Here is a 15888-nt window from a genome sequence, read left to right as displayed (position 1 = left end):
CCTCCCGGCCACCCACTAGGATAATCTCATTGGGTGGCCGGGAGGGGGAGCGGGCTGGAACCGCTGCGGCGAAGGCCGCAAAAACACCAGGAAACCCTTGGCTACAGGGGGTTCGCGCGCGTTGACACTCCTGAAACGGCCTCCTATTGTGCGACCGCGAAATAGTACCGCAAGCGTTCGTTCGTCTGGTGCCCGGGCCTTTTCAGGCCGCTCAGCGCAACCCCGGGGCCGGGCTCGTTGACAGAATCTAACTGAGGGGTAGGTCGCAGGGCTGCGATGAAAGTTCTCGTACCGATCAAGCGCGTCATTGACGCGAACGTGAAGGTCCGCGTGAAGCCGGACCAAAGCGGGGTGGAAACGGCCAACGTCAAGATGGCGATGAATCCGTTTTGTGAAATCGCGGTGGAAGAGGCCGTGCGCCTGAAAGAGGCCGGCACCGCCAGTGAGGTGATCGTGGTCTCCGCCGGGCTGGCGAATGCCCAGGAAACCCTGCGCACCGGCCTGGCCATGGGCGCCGACCGCGGCATTCTGATCGAATGCGACGCCGACCCGGAGCCGCTGGCCGTGGCCAAGCTGCTGAAGGCGGTGGTCGAGAAGGAAGGCCCGGAGCTGGTCATTCTCGGCAAGCAGGCGGTCGACAACGACAACAACCAGTGCGGCCAGATGCTGGCGGCGCTGCTCGGCTGGCCCCAGGGCACCTTCATCTCGAAGATCGAAAAGGGCGACGGCAACTTCGCCATCACCCGCGAAGTCGACGGCGGCCTGGAGATGCTGGACCTGAAGCTGCCGGCGGTGGTGACCACCGACCTGCGCCTCAACGAACCGCGCTATGCCTCTTTGCCGAACATCATGAAGGCGAAGAAAAAGCCGATCGACAGCATGACTCCGGCGGACCTGGGCGTCGACGTCAGCCCGCGCCTGACGGTGGTTTCGGTCAGCGAGCCGCCGGCCCGCCAGGCCGGCGTGAAGGTCGCCTCGGTCGGTGAGCTGGTGGAGAAGCTGCGTAACGAAGCGAAGGTGATCTGATGTCCACGCTGATCGTCGCCGAACACGACAACAACGAGATCAAGCCGGCCACCCTGAACGCGGTCACCGCCGCCGGACAGTTGCCGGGCGAAACCCACGTGCTGGTCGCCGGGACCGGCTGCGATGCCGCTGCCGAAGCCGCGGGCAAGATCGCCGGTGTCGACAAGGTGCTGAAGGCCGACGACGCGGCCTACGGCCACGGCCTCGCCGAGAACGTCGCGCCCCTGGTCGCCAAGCTGGCCGAGGGCTACAGCCACGTCATCGCCGCGGCCACCACCTCCGGCAAGAACATCTTGCCGCGCGCCGCGGCGCTGCTCGACGTGCAGCAGATCTCCGACATCTCGGCCATCGAGGGTGAAGATACCTTCGTCCGGCCGATCTATGCCGGCAATGCCCTGGCCACGGTGAAGTCCTCCGACGCCACCAAGGTGCTGACCATCCGCGCCACGGCCTTCGACGCCGCGGCGGCCGAGGGCGGCTCCGCCGCGGTAGAGGCGGTGGACGGCAGCGGCGATGCCGGGCTTTCCGCTTTCAAGGGCCAGGAACTGACCAAGTCCGAACGCCCGGAACTGACAACCGCCGGCATCGTCATCTCCGGCGGCCGCGGCATGCAGTCCGGCGAGAACTTTGCCATGCTGGAGCGGGTCGCCGACAAGCTGGGCGCCGCCGTCGGCGCATCGCGCGCCGCGGTCGATGCGGGCTTCGTGCCCAACGATTATCAGGTCGGCCAGACCGGCAAGGTCGTCGCGCCGGACCTCTACGTGGCGATCGGCATTTCCGGCGCCATTCAGCATTTGGCGGGCATGAAGGACTCCAAGGTCATCGTCGCGATCAACAAGGACGAGGAAGCGCCGATCTTCCAGGTCGCCGACTACGGGCTGGTCGCCGACCTGTTCCAGGCAGTACCGGAACTGGAAAAAGAACTGGGCGGCTGAGGCCGCTCACCCGAGGGGCCGGCAGGAAGCCAGCCTCGTAATGCAGGCATGAGGACGAGGTAAGTGGAACTGATGACGGATCAAGACACGGCGGTCGAAGGGCCCCTGGACGTGAAATCGGTCGGCGTGATCGGTGCCGGCCAGATGGGCGCGGGCATTGCGCATGTCTGTGCCCTGGCGGGCTACGACGTCAAGATGTCGGACGTTTCCGAGGATCAGGCGAAAGCCGCCATCGACCAGATTGCCCGCAACATGGAACGCCAGGTGAAACGCGGCAAGATCGACGCCGCCGACAAGGACGCCGCCCTGGCGCGGATCCTGCCCGGCGGCAGCCTGGAGATCTTCGGCGACAGCGATATCGTCATCGAGGCGGCCAGCGAGAACGAAGAGATCAAGCGCGATATCTTCAAGGCGCTCTGCCCGCTGATCAAGCCGCAGGCCATCGTCTGTTCCAACACCTCCTCCATCTCGATCACCCGTCTGGCCTCGGTCACCGACCGCCCGGAACGCTTCATGGGCATGCACTTCATGAACCCGGTGCCGCTGATGAAGCTGGTCGAACTGATCCGCGGCATCGCCACCGACGAGGCGACCTTCGAGACCGTCCGCGTGATGGCCGAGAAGCTCGGCAAAACCACGGCCTCCGCCGAGGACTTCCCGGCCTTCATCGTGAACCGCATTCTGCTGCCGATGATCAACGAGGCGGTCTATACGCTCTACGAGGGCGTCGGCTCGGTGAAGTCCATCGACACCGCCATGCGCCTGGGCGCCAACCACCCCATGGGCCCGCTGGAGCTGGCCGACTTCATCGGCCTCGATACCTGCCTGGCAATCATGCATGTGCTCTATGACGGCCTGGCCGATACCAAGTACCGGCCCTGCCCGCTGCTGGTGAAGTACGTCGAGGCCGGCTGGCTGGGCAAAAAGGCCGGGCGCGGCTTCTACGACTACTCCGGCGACGAACCCGTCCCGACACGCTAGATCGGATCATGTTTTGACGGAACCACTACGTGGTTGCGCCAAAAAATGTGAATCCGATCGACATCAACTAGGTAGCGGACTCATAAGCTTCGCACCAGATTCTGACAGCGGCGATTTTGATGAAGGCGAGGAAGGCATGTGATGTCTTGTCGTATCGGGTTGCGATGCGCCGGAAGGATTTCTTGATACGGCCGATGAAGCGCTCGACCTTGTTGCGTTGACGATAGAGTTCCCGGTCGAATGGGATCGGTATCTTGCGGTCGGATTTGGAGGGGATCACCGCTTCCGCTCCCTTCTCCCAGATCAGGTTTCGAATGTGGTTGGCGTCGTATGCCTTGTCGGCCAGAACAGCCTGTCCGGGTTGCAAGTCCCCCAGCAGAAGCGGCGCCACCGGCCCGTCATGGGCCTGTCCCGGCGTCAGGTGGACCTTCAACGGTAGCCCCCATTCATTGACCAGAACGTGGATTTTTGTGGTCAGACCGCCACGTGAACGACCCATGCATCGTCGGGGATCGTTTTTTTGAGCGTGGCCCCGGCGTGATGCACGCGCACCGACGTGCCGTCGATCATCACCACATCGCCGTTGTGAGCATCCACCACCGCGTCCATGACCCGGTCCCAGACGCCGGCCCGGGTCCAGCGGCGGAAGCGGTTGTACACAGTGGTATAGGGGCCGTAGCGCCCGGGCAGGTCGCGCCACGGACAGCCGGTGCGCAACACGTAGAAGATGCCATTCAGAACCTGCCGGTCATCGCGCCGCTGCACACCCCTCACCTTGTTCGGCAGAATCGGTTGGATGAACCGCCATTCCAGCTCCGTAAGATCATAGCGTGACATGCTCTCCTCCGAACGCCAAACCAGACCATCACAGAATCACAAACCGCTGATCTTGAAAATAGATTTATGAGTGCACTACCTAATTGAAGCAACTTTAGCTTCAACGCCGGACGTATTCGAAGACGTAGCCGTCGTCTTCGTAGCGCAGATGCGCGAGCATGCCGTCGGGGCCGTACCAGAGATCGCGGGAGAGCTGGCCGCTCAAGCGGTAGCGAACCGTCTCCACCGGGTTGCCGCCGAGGTCGATGGTCTCCTTGCCCAGCATATCACTGCGCACGCGGTAGACCTTGTCGCTGGTCGTGGCAAAGAGCTTGCCCGCCGTCAACCGGTCCTGGCTCCACAGGCTGTCGACGGCCACCGGGCCGCTGATCTCCTCGTCGATACCGTTCACCGTGCGGCTGTAGGTGCCCTCGCGCTGGACGATGGAAACCTCGTATTCCTGGCCGTCGTCGTTGGTCATACCGGCCAGGGAATCCAGGGCACCGCCGCGCCAGCGCTCGACCCGCTTGTGGTCGTAACGGAACAGGGTCACGAAGGCGAAGCGCACCGCCATGTCGGTCTCCACCGAGACCTTCAGGCAGTCCTCCTCATGTTCGAAGTCCACCCGGTGCTCGCCGATCTTCTCGCCGTCGCGCAGGACATCGAAGACCAAATTCTGCTGGGCCGCGGCAGGACCAGACAGCAGCAGCATGGCAGCGAACGCGCCGCCGAGGATCAATCCGAAATGCAGGACAAGAGGAACGGTCAGGCCGAAACCGCAGTGAGCACGAGAAGCATTGACCCTGTTTCCGTCAGACCGCTGAGCTTGGATGGGCATGGATCACCTCCTGTCCAGAGCGGCCCCGGGGAGACGGCCGCAGAAGGCGCCCTTTGGCGGGGGCAGCAGGGTCTATTGTGGGCAGGCTTTGCTCTCGGCCACAAGCTTTCCGTGCAATTTGGGAAAATTCTCGTAAATCTCAACCTGAGGTTTCTGAAACCCTGTCCTTCGACTGCTGAGAGCCTTGCGCCCGAGAGTCCTGATTGAGGTAATGCCGGATCAAGGCAATGGCTTCGGGGGAATCCCACTCCGCCGGGCCGGTCAGGCCGGCAACCACGCCCCCGTTGCGGTCGATGACGAAGGTGGCCGGCAGGCCGCGCACCGCAAAGCCCCGGGCCAGGGCGCCCTTGGGGTCCAGGAAAACCGGCAGGTCGTGGAGACCGAGGCGGTCCAGAAAGGGCTCGACCTTGGCGACCCCGCCGCGGTCCTCCGAGACGGCCATGACCAGAAAGCCCTCATTCTTCAGGACCTGGTGCAGGCGCTCAAGCCCCGGCATCTCCCGCACACAGGGCGCGCACCAGGTCGCCCAGAAGTTCACCAGCACCACCTCGCCCCTGAATTCGCTGATGTCGACAGTCAGGCCGTCCAGGGTTTCAACGGCCACGCTCGGCGCTGGCACCGGCGGGTCCGAAAAGGTAAAGTTCTCCGTGAAGGGGCCCTTCAGGGCCGGCGGCGCCTCGCTTTCAGCTCTGACCAGCTCCGGATAGACGACAAAGGCCAGGGCGAGAACGGCGAGCACCACGGCTGCGAGGGCCCTTCGCATGAACCGGCCGGCTTTGGGCTTGAAGCCCCTGAGGCCACGGGCCAGCATGCCGGCGAAGGAAACTCCGTTGTTGGTACTGACCATTTACAAAGGCCTCCCGAAGGCAGATGACCGCTGACACTCAAAACCTGACCATCGCAAGCGATGGCCCCGAAGACGGCGCCGCGGAACAGGCCGGCGCCAACACCATGTGGGGCGGCCGCTTCGCGGCGGGCCCGGCGGAGGTGATGGAGCAGATCAATGCCTCCATCTCCTTCGACCAGCGCCTCTACGCCCAGGACATCGCCGGCTCCAAGGCGCACTGCGCCATGCTGGTCGAACAGGCGATCATCTCGAAAGAAGATGGGGCTTCGATCCTTTCGGGTCTAGACACGATCCTGTCAGAAATCGAAAACGGCAGCTTCACTTTCAAGGCGAGCCTGGAAGACATCCACATGAATGTCGAGGCCCGGCTGCGGGAGCTGATCGGCGAGGCCGCCGGGCGTCTGCATACCGGGCGCTCACGCAACGACCAGGTGGCGCTCGACGTGCGCCTCTGGACCCGCGATGCCATCGACGGGCTGGAGGCCGGCCTGCGCGCCCTGCAGGCCGCCCTGATCGCCCAGGCCGAGGCCGAGGCCGAGACCATCATGCCCGGCTACACCCACCTGCAGACCGCCCAGCCGGTGACCCTGGGCCATCACCTGATGGCCTATGTCGAAATGCTGGGCCGCGACCGCAGCCGGCTCGCCGATTGCCGCGCCCGTCTGAACGAATCGCCGCTGGGCGCCGCCGCCCTGGCCGGCACCTCCTTTCCCATCGACCGTCAGGCGACGGCGGCAGCGCTGGGCTTCGAGCGGCCCATGGCCAACTCCATGGACGCCGTGGCGGACCGCGACTATGTGCTGGAATTCCTCGCCGCCGGGGCCATCCTGACGGTGCATCTCTCGCGCTTTGCCGAGGAACTGGTGCTCTGGTGCTCTCCCGGCTTTCAGTTCGTGCAGCTTTCCGATGCCTTCAGCACCGGTTCCTCCATCATGCCGCAGAAGCGCAACCCCGATGCGGCCGAACTGATCCGCGGCAAGGCCGGGCGTGTGGTCGGTGCGCTGAACAGTCTGCTGGTGGTCATGAAGGGCCTGCCGCTGACCTATGGCAAAGACATGCAGGAAGACAAGGAACCGCTGTTCGACGCCGCCGACACCCTGCAGCTCTGCGTCACCGCCATGACCGGCATGGTCCAGGATATGACCGCCCGTCGCGACACCCTGCGGGCCGCAACCGATCAGGGCTTCATCACCGCCACCGATCTGGCGGACTGGCTGGTGCGCCGCCTCGGCCTGCCGTTCCGCCAGGCCCATCACGTCACCGGCAGCATCGTGCGCCTGGCCGAGGAGCGCGGCTGCGCCCTCGCCGAGCTGCCGCTGACGGCGATGCAGGGTGTGGAAGCCGGCATCACCGAGGAAATCTTCGACGTGCTCAGCGTCGACAAGGCCGTTGCCAGCCGCGCCAGCTACGGCGGCACCGCACCGGCCCAGGTCCGCAAGGCAATCGCCGCAGCAAAGGAACGTTTTCTATGACCGCAACCCAAGGCAAACGCAGTTTCGTTCTGCTGGCGGTCATGACCGCCGTGATCGTCGGCCTCGGCGCCTGCGGCAAAAAGGGATCGCCCAAACCGCCGAAGGGCGAGGAAAGCGCCTACACCTATCCGCAGGCCTATCCGGCGCCGGGCACCGTCGGCCCGCCGCCGGAGGGCGAGGATCCGCAGGCGACCCGGGGACCGGCTTCCCTGTTCCATGATCCGCGCACCAAGACCACGACGTATTGAGACGCGCCGCCTCTCTGACGCCGGGCCAGAACCCGGCCTTTAAGAGGGCAGGCTGCCGAGAAGGACCTGAGAGTCATGAGCAGTAACTACTTTCCCTATCGCGACGGACAGCTGCATGTATCGCAGGTGCCGGTCGCGCGCCTGGCGAAGGAGGTCGGCACCCCGTTTTACTGCTACTCCGCCGATGCGCTGGAGAACAGCTACCGAAGCTTTGCGGCGGCCCTCTCCGGCCTGCCGGCGACCATCTGCTACGCCCTGAAGGCCAATTCCAATCAGGCGGTGATCAAGACCTTCGCCGATCTGGGCGCCGGGGCGGACGTGGTCTCCGAGGGCGAGCTGCGCCGCGCCCTCGCCGCCGGCGTGCCGGCAGAGCGGATCGTCTTCGCCGGGGTCGGCAAAACCGGACAGGAAATGATCGCCGGCCTGGATGCCGGCATCATGCAGTTCAATGTCGAATCCCTGGCAGAACTGGAATTGCTTTCACAGGTTGCCCAGCAGCGCGGCACCACCGCACCGGTCGCCGTGCGGGTGAACCCCAACGTCGATGCCGGCACGCTGGACCAGATCACCACCGGGCGCGCCGACAGTAAGTTCGGTATCGACGCGACCGAGGCCCGCGACTTCCTGACCGGGACAGGAAGCCTGCCCGGCATCCGCTTCGAGGGCCTGGCGGTTCATATCGGCTCCCAGTTGACCGATATCGCGCCCTATCGCACCACCTTCGAGCGCCTTATCGCCCTCTATCACGAACTGCGCGAGGCCGGGCTGCCGCTGCGCCGCCTCGATCTGGGCGGCGGCATCGGCATCAGCTACAAGCACCACCTGCAGGAGCAGGTCGAGGAGGCGGAGCAGCGGGTACGCGACTACGCCCAGGTGGTGCACGGACTGGCCGACGGCCTGGACGCGGAACTGGTTTTCGAGCCCGGGCGGCTGCTGGTCGGCAATGCCGGCCTGCTGGTCACCCGCGTGCTTTACGTGAAAGACAACCGCGATCGGCGCTTCGTCATCGTCGACGCGGCCATGAACGACCTGCTGCGGCCCTCGCTCTACGATGCCTGGCACGAGATACTGCCGGTTTCCGCCGCTGCGGCGAACGCGGAACTGCGGCCGGTCGACGTGGTCGGCCCGGTTTGCGAGTCCACCGACACCTTCGCCAAGCAGCGTCCCCTGCCGCCGCTGAAGAAGGACGACCTTCTGGTCTTCAGCTCCGCCGGCGCCTACAGCTTCGTCATGGCCTCGACCTACAACTCGCGGCCGCTGGCGCCCGAGGTCCTGGTGCGCGGCGACCGCAGCGCCATCGTGCGCGCCCGGATGGAATACGACGCCATGATCGGCCAGGATCGCCTGCCGGACTGGCAGAACGAAAGGGCGGACGGCGATAATCTGCAGAAAACTGCGCTTGGGGCGGCCTGACCCATCCCGGGGCGGCGGCGCTGTCTCACAGGTGTTTGATGGTAAAGGCGGCAAAACACCCTAGATAACGCTGTACAGCCGCCGCCGGGTGATCGACGCTAGAGCAGATCCTTAGTAGGGGAGACGGAGGGACAGGAGGACGCATGACCTCGGAACGGCCGCACAGCCCTGCTTCTGAACACGACCGGCTTCGGCGGGAAAAAGCCTCCGGCGACCGCGCCCTGCGGCGATTTGGCTTGCTTCTGGCCCTGGCCCGCGGCGCCCTCGCCTGGGAAACCATCTGGCCGGCGGTCTGGCCGGTCTTCGGTGTTCTCGGCGTCTTCCTCGCTCTCGCGCTTTTCGGCGTTCTGCCGGCGCTGCCCGCCTGGCTGCATGCCGTCATCTTGATCGCCTTTCTCGGGGGCCTGGGCTACGGAATCTGGCATGCGGTGAGGGCGATCTCCCTGCCGGATCCGCAGGCCGGAAAACGGCGGCTTGAGCAGGACAGCGAGCTGTCTCATCGTCCCTTGACCGCCCTCGACGACCGCATGATGACCGGTCAGCAAGACCCCCAGTCCAGAGCGCTATGGCGGGCGCATCAGCACCGCACCATCCGCGGTCTCGGCCGCCTGAAAGTCCGTGCGCCGCGGCCGGGCCTGGCGCGGCTCGACCCCTGGGCCCTGCGCGGCCTCGTCCTGCTGCTGCTGATCGTCGCCTTCGCCAGTTCCGACGGCAACGTCACCGGGCGGCTGGCCAGCGCCGTGGCGCCGGAGTTCAGCGGCAAGACCGCTCTGCCGCCAAGCCTGGATGCCTGGATCAATCCGCCGACCTATACCGGCCAGGCGCCGCTCTATCTCGATGCCAACGCCGCCCCGGGGCAGGAAGCCGGCCAGAGGCTGCGGGTGCCCAGCGGCTCCGTCCTTCTGGCGCAGGTCCAGGGCGGCGGCAGCGACGTGCCGAACCTCAAAGTCGGCGAGGCGCTTGAGCCCTTCGAGCCCTTTGCCCAGGACGCCTACCGCCTGGAGCGTCCGTTGACCGAGGGCGACAGCCTCGGCATCCGGCAGGGCGGCCGCAGTCTGGCCGACTGGGCGATGGAGATCGTTCCCGACACGCCGCCGCAGATCGTCTTCGAATCGGCGCCGGGGCGCACCGAACGCTCGGCCCTGCTGATCTCTTATCAGGCCGAGGACGACTACGGCGTGGTCCGGGCCAAGGCGATCATCAAGCGCATCGACCAACCGGACGAGACTCCCTTGGAAATCGATCTCGTCGTCCCCGGCGCCGCACCCAAGGTCAGCAATGCGCGCACCTACCGCGACCTGACGCCGCATCCCTGGGCCGGCCTGGCGGTGGAGGTTCAACTGGTGGCCCGGGACCACCCCGGCCAGGAGGGGCGCAGCGAGGTTCTGCGCACCGTTCTGCCGGAACGCATTTTCAATCATCCCGTCGCCCGGGCGCTGGTCGAACTGCGCAAGCAGTTGACCATCAATCCGAAAGGCCGCCTGCCGGTCGTGCAGGCCCTGAACGGTCTTTATGATCGGCCGGAGCACTTTTTCCACGACATCGTCGTCGCCCTGTCGATCCGCTCAGCCGAGCGCCGCCTGATCTACGATTCCAGCGACAAAGCCGTCACCGAGGTTCAGCAACTGCTTTGGGACACGGCGCTGCGCATCGAAGAGGGCGAATTGGCCATTGCCGAACGGGAACTCCGCGATGCGCAGCAGGCGTTGATCGAGGCGCTGGAGCGCGGCGCCGACGATGCGGAGATTGAGCGGCTGATGGACGAGCTGCAGTCGGCCCTCAACAACTTCCTGGACGAGTTGGCCGAACAGATGCGCGAGCAGATGGCCCGCGGCGAGACCCAGGAGGGCACACCGCCGCCGGGCTCGCAGATGCTGGAGCGTCAGGATCTGCAGAACATGATCGACCGCGCCCGCGAACTGGCGCAGTCCGGCGCCCGTGATGCCGCAAGGGAGCTGCTCTCCCAACTGCGCGACATGCTGGAGAACCTGACGGCGAACCCCTATGCCGGGCAGATGAACCAGGACATGCAGGACGCATCGCGCATGATGGAGAACCTGGAAAACATGATGCGCGAGCAGCAGGAGCTGCTGGACCGCAGTTTCGAGCGGTCGCAACGCGGACAGCAGCAAAACCAGCAGGGACAGCAAGGGCAACAGAATCAGCAGGGACAACAGGGCGAAGGCCGCAGCCAGCAGCAAGGCCGGAGCGACAACATGTCGGATGCCCGGCGCCAGGAGGAATTACGCCGCAGCCTGGGCGAGTTGATGCGCCAGCTCGGCGATGCCATGGGCGACATCCCGCGCCCGCTGGGCCGCGCGGAGCGGGAGATGCGCGACGCCCGTGACGCGCTGTCAGGCGAACAGCCGGGACAGGCCGTACCGCCCCAGACCCGTTCCCTCGACCAGTTGCAGCAGGGCATGCAGGCCACCATGGACCGCTTCATGGAAATGTTCGCCAATCAGCCCGGCGAAACCGGCGAAGGCAGCGCGCCGGGGCGCTTTGGCCAGTCGAATCCCGATCCCTTGGGACGCGAAGGCGGCGGACCGAGCAACGTCAACGACGGGGTCGATATTCCCGATCAGATGGAGCTTCAGCGCAGCCGCGAGATCGTCGACGAGTTGCGGCGCCGGCGCGGCGACCGCGACCGTCCGGCCCAGGAACTGGACTACATCGACCGGCTGCTCAAACAGTTCTAGATTCTGTATTGGATTCTTGGGCAAGGCGGGCGGCGCCCTGCCCTGGTGGCCTTTCGGCCCACGGCAGTTCCCTGGGCGGGCCCGGGGCCTGTCAGTGGCAGGTCATGGGCTCGACCGTAAGCGCCGCTTCGGCAGCCTCGCAGATTTCCAGCAGGGTGAAGGGCTTGGTGATGACCTCGCAAATCAGCTCTTCGAGGTTGTGCGCACGCTGGCGTTCGGCGGAGTAGCCGGTCATCAAGAGCACCGGCAGGCTGGGATGATCCTTCGCCACCTTCAGCGCCAGGCCGATGCCATCCAGGCTCGGCATGACAATGTCGGTAATCAGCAGATCGAACTCCGATCCGCCGAGCGCCTCCAGCGCTTGCACGCCGTCCTCGACCGAGGTCACCTTGTGGCCGCGGTGGGCCAGGGCCCGGCTCACGAAACTCTGTACTGCGGTATCGTCTTCGGCGACCAGGATATGCGCCATCTCGTCACCCTCTCCTGCCTGTCGTTTGGCGGCCCGGATCCCGATCTTTCCTGGACGTCTCAAGCCTCTTCGGCTTCTCCGACTCCATGGGCGACCCAGTCCGACCCTCTTGGCCAAACTGCCACCGCGTGGTTAAGCAAGGCTTAATGAGAAAAAGGGAACGACTGCTGAAAGAGAGCTTATTCTTCGTCTTTCACGAAGTTGATTGTGAGGTTCTGACCTTCATCCGGCGGGTTAATCGTCTCAGTGACGAAATCCACCTCGGCACCGGCGTCCAGTTCGGCCTTCGGCGCCTCGAAAATCCACTCCAGCAGGACGGTTCCTTCGCTGTCGGTCAGGCGCGCCTTCAGTTTCGGAACCGGTTGCTTGCGGCGGGTGATGTTGGTGACGGTGCCCTCAAGCAGGATGACCCGGTCGCCTTCGCGAACCACCGATCGCGGATCGTTGACACGCAGTTCCAGTTTCGGTCCGGGCAGTGTGACGGGGATCCCGAGCGCCGCGTAAACCACCTCGGTCTGCGGGAAACGGGCGACGATGTCATCCCTGGCAAACCAGCTCGCAGCGACGACAGCCAGCAGGAAAAACAGCAGGGCCAGCCAACCGAACATGCCGCCGCCGCCGCGTTTCTTGTTCTTCGCTGCTGCCGCCTGACGCCGGGCGGCAAGCCGTGGCGGAACAGGCTTGGCTTGCTCCTCCGCTGCCTCCGGCTGCTCTGGCGGGGCCGGGGCCTCGTCTTCCGGCATCTGATGCCAGCAGTTCCCGCACTTGCCGCAGCGCACGATTCGCCCGTCGTAGCCGAGCTGTTCACGCTCGACTTCGAACCGGCTTTCGCAAGCAGGACAGGTAACAATCATTCGGGCTGACCGCCCCCCAAGCAGCAGATGGTCCGATAACCTTATATGGTCGGGGTATAATCAAAGCAAGGCATGAGCAGAAACCTTTACGGGGCTGAGGTGCCTATGTCATTTTCGATTTCCGCTTCCGCAAAAGGGATTTTCCAGCTTGGTTCGCTTCGAGGACGTCGTGCTGCGCTATGGCCAGGGTCCGGAGATCCTGAAGCACGTCTCGCTGCAGTTCGACCCGGGATCCTATCACTTTCTCGTCGGGGCCAGCGGTGCGGGCAAATCCTCGCTGCTGCGCATGATGTATTTGGCGCAGCACCCCACGGCCGGCCGGGTCGCACTCTTCGGGCGTAACGTCGCCGGCCTGACGCGCCAGGAAACAGCGGTACTGCGGCGGCGAATCGGAGTCGTTTTTCAGGATTTCCGCCTGCTGGAACACCTGACCGCGCGGGAAAACGTGGCCCTGCCGCTGCAGATCAGCGGCGAGGCCGGCGCGCGCAGCGACAAGGATGTCGAGGAACTGCTCACCTGGGTCGGCCTGGCCGACCATATGGATGCTCTGCCGCCGACGCTATCGGGCGGACAGCAGCAGCGCGTCGCCATCGCCCGCGCCGTGATCGGCCGGCCCAGCCTGTTGCTGGCCGACGAGCCGACCGGCAACCTGGACGACCGCATGGCCGTACGCTTGCTCTACCTGTTCGAGGAACTGAACAAGATCGGCACGACCGTGGTGATCGCAACCCACAACGAATCGCTGGTGCAGCGTTTCCGACATCCCATTACGCGTCTGAGCGGCGGCGAAATCGCGGCGCCGGGCGGCAGCGCCGCTGCCGAGGCCCCGGCGTGAGCCGGCGGCGCAAGCGTCAGGCGGTCCCTCTGGACCGCGATGCCTCGGGCCGCTATCTGCCGCTGTTGGTGGCGATCATGGTCTACCTGGCCGCCCTGGCGCTGGCCGGCGCCATGGCGGCCAACAAGCTCGCCGCGCGCTGGGACAGCGGCCTGGCGGGCTCGCTGACCGTGCAATTGCCGGCTGCGCCCCCCGGAGCGGAGTCGGAAGCCGCGGGACAACAGGACCCGGCGCTGCAGGCGGTGGTCGATCTCCTGGAACAAACCCCGGGGGTCGTCACCACGGAGGTCCTGCAGAGCGGGGAAATCTCGGCCCTTCTGGAACCCTGGCTGGGCGAAGCGCTGCTGATCGACGACCTGCCCCTGCCGCGGCTGATCGCCGTCACCATCGACCCGGACCAACCGCCGGATCTGACCGTCTTGCGCCGGGCCGTCCTTGCCGCCGCCCCGGGCAGCATCGTCGACGACCATCAGCGCTGGCTCGCCCATCTCCTGGACCTTGCCTGGGCGGTGGAGATCATGGCCATCGTGGTGGTCGCCATGGTGCTCTTGGCGGCCGCGATCATGGTTGCTTTCGTCACCCGCATGGGCCTGGCCGCCCACGATCAGGCAATCGAGTTGCTGCATCTGATCGGGGCGCAGGATTCCTATGTCGCCAAACAGTTTCAGAGCCACGCCCTCAGCCTGGGCCTGCGCGGCGGCCTGATCGGTCTGGCCTGCGCCCTGCCGACCCTTTATCTGGGCCGCAGCCTGCTGGAGCGGATCGAATCCGGGTTGCTGCCGGAGTTGGCCCTGAGGCCCCATGAATGGTCGCTGCTGATCCTGCTGCCGGTCGCCTCCGCCCTGGTCACCATGTTCACGGCGCGGGTCACGGTGCTCCGCACCCTGGCCAGAATGCCTTAGCGCATGCGGCCGCGCTCGTTGAAAACAGACCGTGCAAGCCTGAGGCGGCGCAATCTGCGCCGCTTGCGCGGCTTTGCCGTGCTGCTGCTGCTCTGCGGCCTGGCCTGGGCCGCCGGCCTGCTGTGGTTTGCCAATCAGGTACCGACCCAGGTGGCGGACAGCGACAGCCGCACCGACGCCATCGTCGTGCTGACCGGCGGCAGCAGCCGCCTGGACACCGCCCTGGATCTGCTGACCAATGAAAAGGCGGACAAGCTCTTCGTCTCCGGGGTCTACCGGGGCGTCGATGTCCGCCAGTTGCTGGCCTTGTTCGAGCAGGCCCCCGAGGAGCTGTCCTGCTGCGTCTTTCTGGGTTACGAAGCCGACAACACCCGCGGCAATGCGCTGGAAACCGCAGACTGGATCGCGGATCAGAACGTCCGCTCCCTCCGCCTCGTCACCGCGACCTACCACATGCCGCGCTCGTTGCTGGAGTTCCACCGGCGCATGCCGGAGGTCACCATCGTGCCCCATCCGGTCTTTCCCGAACCCTTCAAGCGGGAGGACTGGTGGCTTTGGCCCGGCAGCAGTTCGCTGCTGGTGACGGAATACAGCAAGTATCTGGTCGCCGTCGTTCACGGCTGGCTGGACGACCTCTTCGCGAAGATGCCATGGCTTTGATCCGATCCCTCCTCTTCAACATCTTCTTCTACGGCTGGACCACCCTGATCCTGCTGTTCGGCCTGCCGCTGATGCTGGGGCCGCGCAGCTGGCTTTACCATCTGGGCCGCTTCTGGGTGCGCGGGATCATGGCCGCGCTCGGCCTTTTCTGCGGCCTGCGCTACGAAATCCGCGGGCTCGAACATCTGCCCCAGGGCGCCTTTCTGGTCGCCGCCAAGCACCAGTCCGCCTGGGACACGCTGATTTTCTCCCTGCTGCTCTGGGATCACAGCTTCGTCCTGAAGCAGGAATTGACCTGGATACCGGTTTTCGGGCTTTACCTGATCCGCGCCGGGCTGGTGCCGGTGGACCGCAAGGGCGGCAGCAAGGCGCTGCGCAAGATGGTCGCCAGGGCCAAGGAAGCCGTCGCCGAGGGCCGACCCATCGTGATCTTCCCCGAGGGCACCCGGGTCGCCCCGGGCCAGCACCGGCCCTATCAGCCCGGGGTCGCCGCCCTCTACAGCCAGCTCGGCGTCAGCGTGGTGCCGGTCGCCCTGAACTCCGGCCTGTTCTGGGGCCGCCGCCGTTTCGCCAAGCAACCGGGCACCATCATTCTAGAGTTTCTGCCGCCAATCGAGCCCGGGTTGAATCGAAAGGTCTTTCTGCAGCGGCTGGAATCGGCAATCGAGGAAAGAAGTCGGACACTTGCACAATCAAAAGGGCAATAATCTTCAACATCACAACTGAAAAGGTTCCCTCATTGATCTGATTAGCATGTGTGCAAAACTGTGGACAGCTGAAGTCCCTGAGACGAATACGGAAAACAATACTCTTGCCAAGATCGCGGCGGGCCGCGAATCGGACATCGCCGTCCCGGCCCTCCGTTGCTTGACCCACCCCGCGGCGGGACCTAT

15 protein-coding genes and 1 pseudogene are annotated in these 15888 nt (G+C 65.3%); 11 read left to right on the top strand and 5 right to left on the bottom strand.

The features are described 5' to 3' along the window. Window positions 1-276 precede the first annotated feature (276 nt). The 3 genes from ACP146_RS01185 (at window position 277) to ACP146_RS01175 (ending at window position 2942) form a co-directional block, all read left to right on the top strand. Window positions 277-1026, top strand: a complete 750-nt coding sequence (locus ACP146_RS01185; protein WP_422364934.1) for an electron transfer flavoprotein subunit beta/FixA family protein — start codon at window positions 277-279, stop codon at window positions 1024-1026. Continuing rightward, entirely contained in the window at window positions 1026-1961 is a 936-nt protein-coding gene (locus tag ACP146_RS01180) for an FAD-binding protein (protein WP_422364933.1), read from the top strand. The genes ACP146_RS01185 and ACP146_RS01180 overlap by 1 nt, the downstream gene beginning before the upstream one ends. 72 nt (window positions 1962-2033) lie before the next feature. Beyond that, window positions 2034-2942 carry a 3-hydroxybutyryl-CoA dehydrogenase gene (locus tag ACP146_RS01175; RefSeq protein WP_422364932.1) on the top strand — a complete coding sequence of 303 codons (909 nt, stop codon included), beginning with the start codon at window positions 2034-2036 and terminating at the stop codon, window positions 2940-2942. A gap of 67 nt (window positions 2943-3009) precedes the next feature. Here ACP146_RS01175 and ACP146_RS01170 read toward each other — a convergent pair. From ACP146_RS01170 to ACP146_RS01160, 3 genes and pseudogenes are all read right to left on the bottom strand, one after another. Continuing rightward, window positions 3010-3779, bottom strand: a pseudogene (locus ACP146_RS01170) (IS5 family transposase). A 100-nt stretch (window positions 3780-3879) separates the two neighbouring features. Continuing rightward, a complete protein-coding gene (locus ACP146_RS01165) occupies window positions 3880-4596 on the bottom strand; it encodes a DUF6134 family protein (RefSeq protein ID WP_422364931.1) in 717 nt (238 codons plus the stop codon). A gap of 139 nt (window positions 4597-4735) precedes the next feature. After that, entirely contained in the window at window positions 4736-5443 is a 708-nt protein-coding gene (locus ACP146_RS01160; RefSeq protein WP_422364930.1) for a TlpA disulfide reductase family protein, read from the bottom strand. A gap of 50 nt (window positions 5444-5493) precedes the next feature. Here ACP146_RS01160 and argH point away from each other — a divergent pair, with 50 nt between their 5' ends. From argH to ACP146_RS01140, 4 genes are all read left to right on the top strand, one after another. Beyond that, window positions 5494-6915, top strand: coding sequence for an argininosuccinate lyase (gene argH / locus ACP146_RS01155; RefSeq protein WP_422369607.1), 1422 nt, complete (start codon window positions 5494-5496; stop codon window positions 6913-6915). Continuing rightward, complete coding sequence (locus ACP146_RS01150) at window positions 6912-7163, top strand: hypothetical protein (RefSeq protein ID WP_422364929.1); 252 nt, start codon at window positions 6912-6914, stop codon at window positions 7161-7163. Before argH ends, ACP146_RS01150 begins: the two co-directional genes overlap by 4 nt. Before the next feature lie 75 nt (window positions 7164-7238). Next, window positions 7239-8576: a diaminopimelate decarboxylase gene (gene lysA / locus ACP146_RS01145; RefSeq protein WP_422364928.1), complete on the top strand. Its 1338-nt coding sequence runs from the start codon at window positions 7239-7241 to the stop codon at window positions 8574-8576. Between the two features lie 143 nt (window positions 8577-8719). After that, the gene (locus ACP146_RS01140; RefSeq protein WP_422364927.1) at window positions 8720-11275 is read left to right on the top strand and encodes a TIGR02302 family protein; all 2556 of its coding nucleotides are present in this window, start codon (window positions 8720-8722) and stop codon (window positions 11273-11275) included. A 91-nt stretch (window positions 11276-11366) separates the two neighbouring features. Here ACP146_RS01140 and ACP146_RS01135 read toward each other — a convergent pair whose 3' ends face one another. Continuing rightward, entirely contained in the window at window positions 11367-11744 is a 378-nt protein-coding gene (locus ACP146_RS01135; RefSeq protein ID WP_422364926.1) for a response regulator, read from the bottom strand. 179 nt (window positions 11745-11923) lie between these two features. Beyond that, window positions 11924-12598 (bottom strand): DUF3426 domain-containing protein, encoded by a 675-nt coding sequence (locus ACP146_RS01130; RefSeq protein WP_422364925.1) that lies wholly within the window; start codon window positions 12596-12598, stop codon window positions 11924-11926. A 148-nt stretch (window positions 12599-12746) separates the two neighbouring features. Between ACP146_RS01130 and ftsE the strand changes: the two genes are divergently transcribed. The 4 genes from ftsE to ACP146_RS01110 are packed head-to-tail and all read left to right on the top strand — an operon-like array spanning window position 12747 to window position 15702. Continuing rightward, entirely contained in the window at window positions 12747-13433 is a 687-nt protein-coding gene (gene ftsE, locus ACP146_RS01125) for a cell division ATP-binding protein FtsE (protein ID WP_422364924.1), read from the top strand. Beyond that, complete coding sequence (locus tag ACP146_RS01120) at window positions 13430-14335, top strand: cell division protein FtsX (RefSeq protein WP_422364923.1); 906 nt, start codon at window positions 13430-13432, stop codon at window positions 14333-14335. Before ftsE ends, ACP146_RS01120 begins: the two co-directional genes overlap by 4 nt. A gap of 3 nt (window positions 14336-14338) precedes the next feature. Continuing rightward, window positions 14339-14995 carry a YdcF family protein gene (locus tag ACP146_RS01115; RefSeq protein WP_425032144.1) on the top strand — a complete coding sequence of 219 codons (657 nt, stop codon included), beginning with the start codon at window positions 14339-14341 and terminating at the stop codon, window positions 14993-14995. Then, window positions 14986-15702 (top strand): lysophospholipid acyltransferase family protein, encoded by a 717-nt coding sequence (locus ACP146_RS01110; protein WP_422364921.1) that lies wholly within the window; start codon window positions 14986-14988, stop codon window positions 15700-15702. Before ACP146_RS01115 ends, ACP146_RS01110 begins: the two co-directional genes overlap by 10 nt. The last annotated feature ends 186 nt before the right edge of the window (window positions 15703-15888 follow it).

The sequence above is a fragment of the Pelagibius sp. genome (assembly GCF_965249265.1).
Lineage (GTDB): Bacteria > Pseudomonadota > Alphaproteobacteria > Kiloniellales > Kiloniellaceae > Pelagibius.
Note: the sequence above shows the minus strand (reverse complement) of the source record. Positions and strands in the feature narration are given on the sequence as shown.

Coding starts and splice junctions, on each gene's coding strand:
- ACP146_RS01180 (WP_422364933.1), top strand. CDS start 1,026: ATGTCCACGCTGATCGTCGCCGAACACGACAACAACGAGATCAAGCCG.
- ACP146_RS01110 (WP_422364921.1), top strand. CDS start 14,986: ATGGCTTTGATCCGATCCCTCCTCTTCAACATCTTCTTCTACGGCTGG.
- ACP146_RS01140 (WP_422364927.1), top strand. CDS start 8,720: ATGACCTCGGAACGGCCGCACAGCCCTGCTTCTGAACACGACCGGCTT.
- ACP146_RS01115 (WP_425032144.1), top strand. CDS start 14,339: ATGCGGCCGCGCTCGTTGAAAACAGACCGTGCAAGCCTGAGGCGGCGC.
- ACP146_RS01185 (WP_422364934.1), top strand. CDS start 277: ATGAAAGTTCTCGTACCGATCAAGCGCGTCATTGACGCGAACGTGAAG.
- ACP146_RS01150 (WP_422364929.1), top strand. CDS start 6,912: ATGACCGCAACCCAAGGCAAACGCAGTTTCGTTCTGCTGGCGGTCATG.
- ACP146_RS01160 (WP_422364930.1), bottom strand. CDS start 5,443: ATGGTCAGTACCAACAACGGAGTTTCCTTCGCCGGCATGCTGGCCCGT.
- ACP146_RS01130 (WP_422364925.1), bottom strand. CDS start 12,598: ATGATTGTTACCTGTCCTGCTTGCGAAAGCCGGTTCGAAGTCGAGCGT.
- ACP146_RS01175 (WP_422364932.1), top strand. CDS start 2,034: ATGACGGATCAAGACACGGCGGTCGAAGGGCCCCTGGACGTGAAATCG.
- ACP146_RS01135 (WP_422364926.1), bottom strand. CDS start 11,744: ATGGCGCATATCCTGGTCGCCGAAGACGATACCGCAGTACAGAGTTTC.
- ACP146_RS01165 (WP_422364931.1), bottom strand. CDS start 4,596: ATGCCCATCCAAGCTCAGCGGTCTGACGGAAACAGGGTCAATGCTTCT.
- lysA (WP_422364928.1), top strand. CDS start 7,239: ATGAGCAGTAACTACTTTCCCTATCGCGACGGACAGCTGCATGTATCG.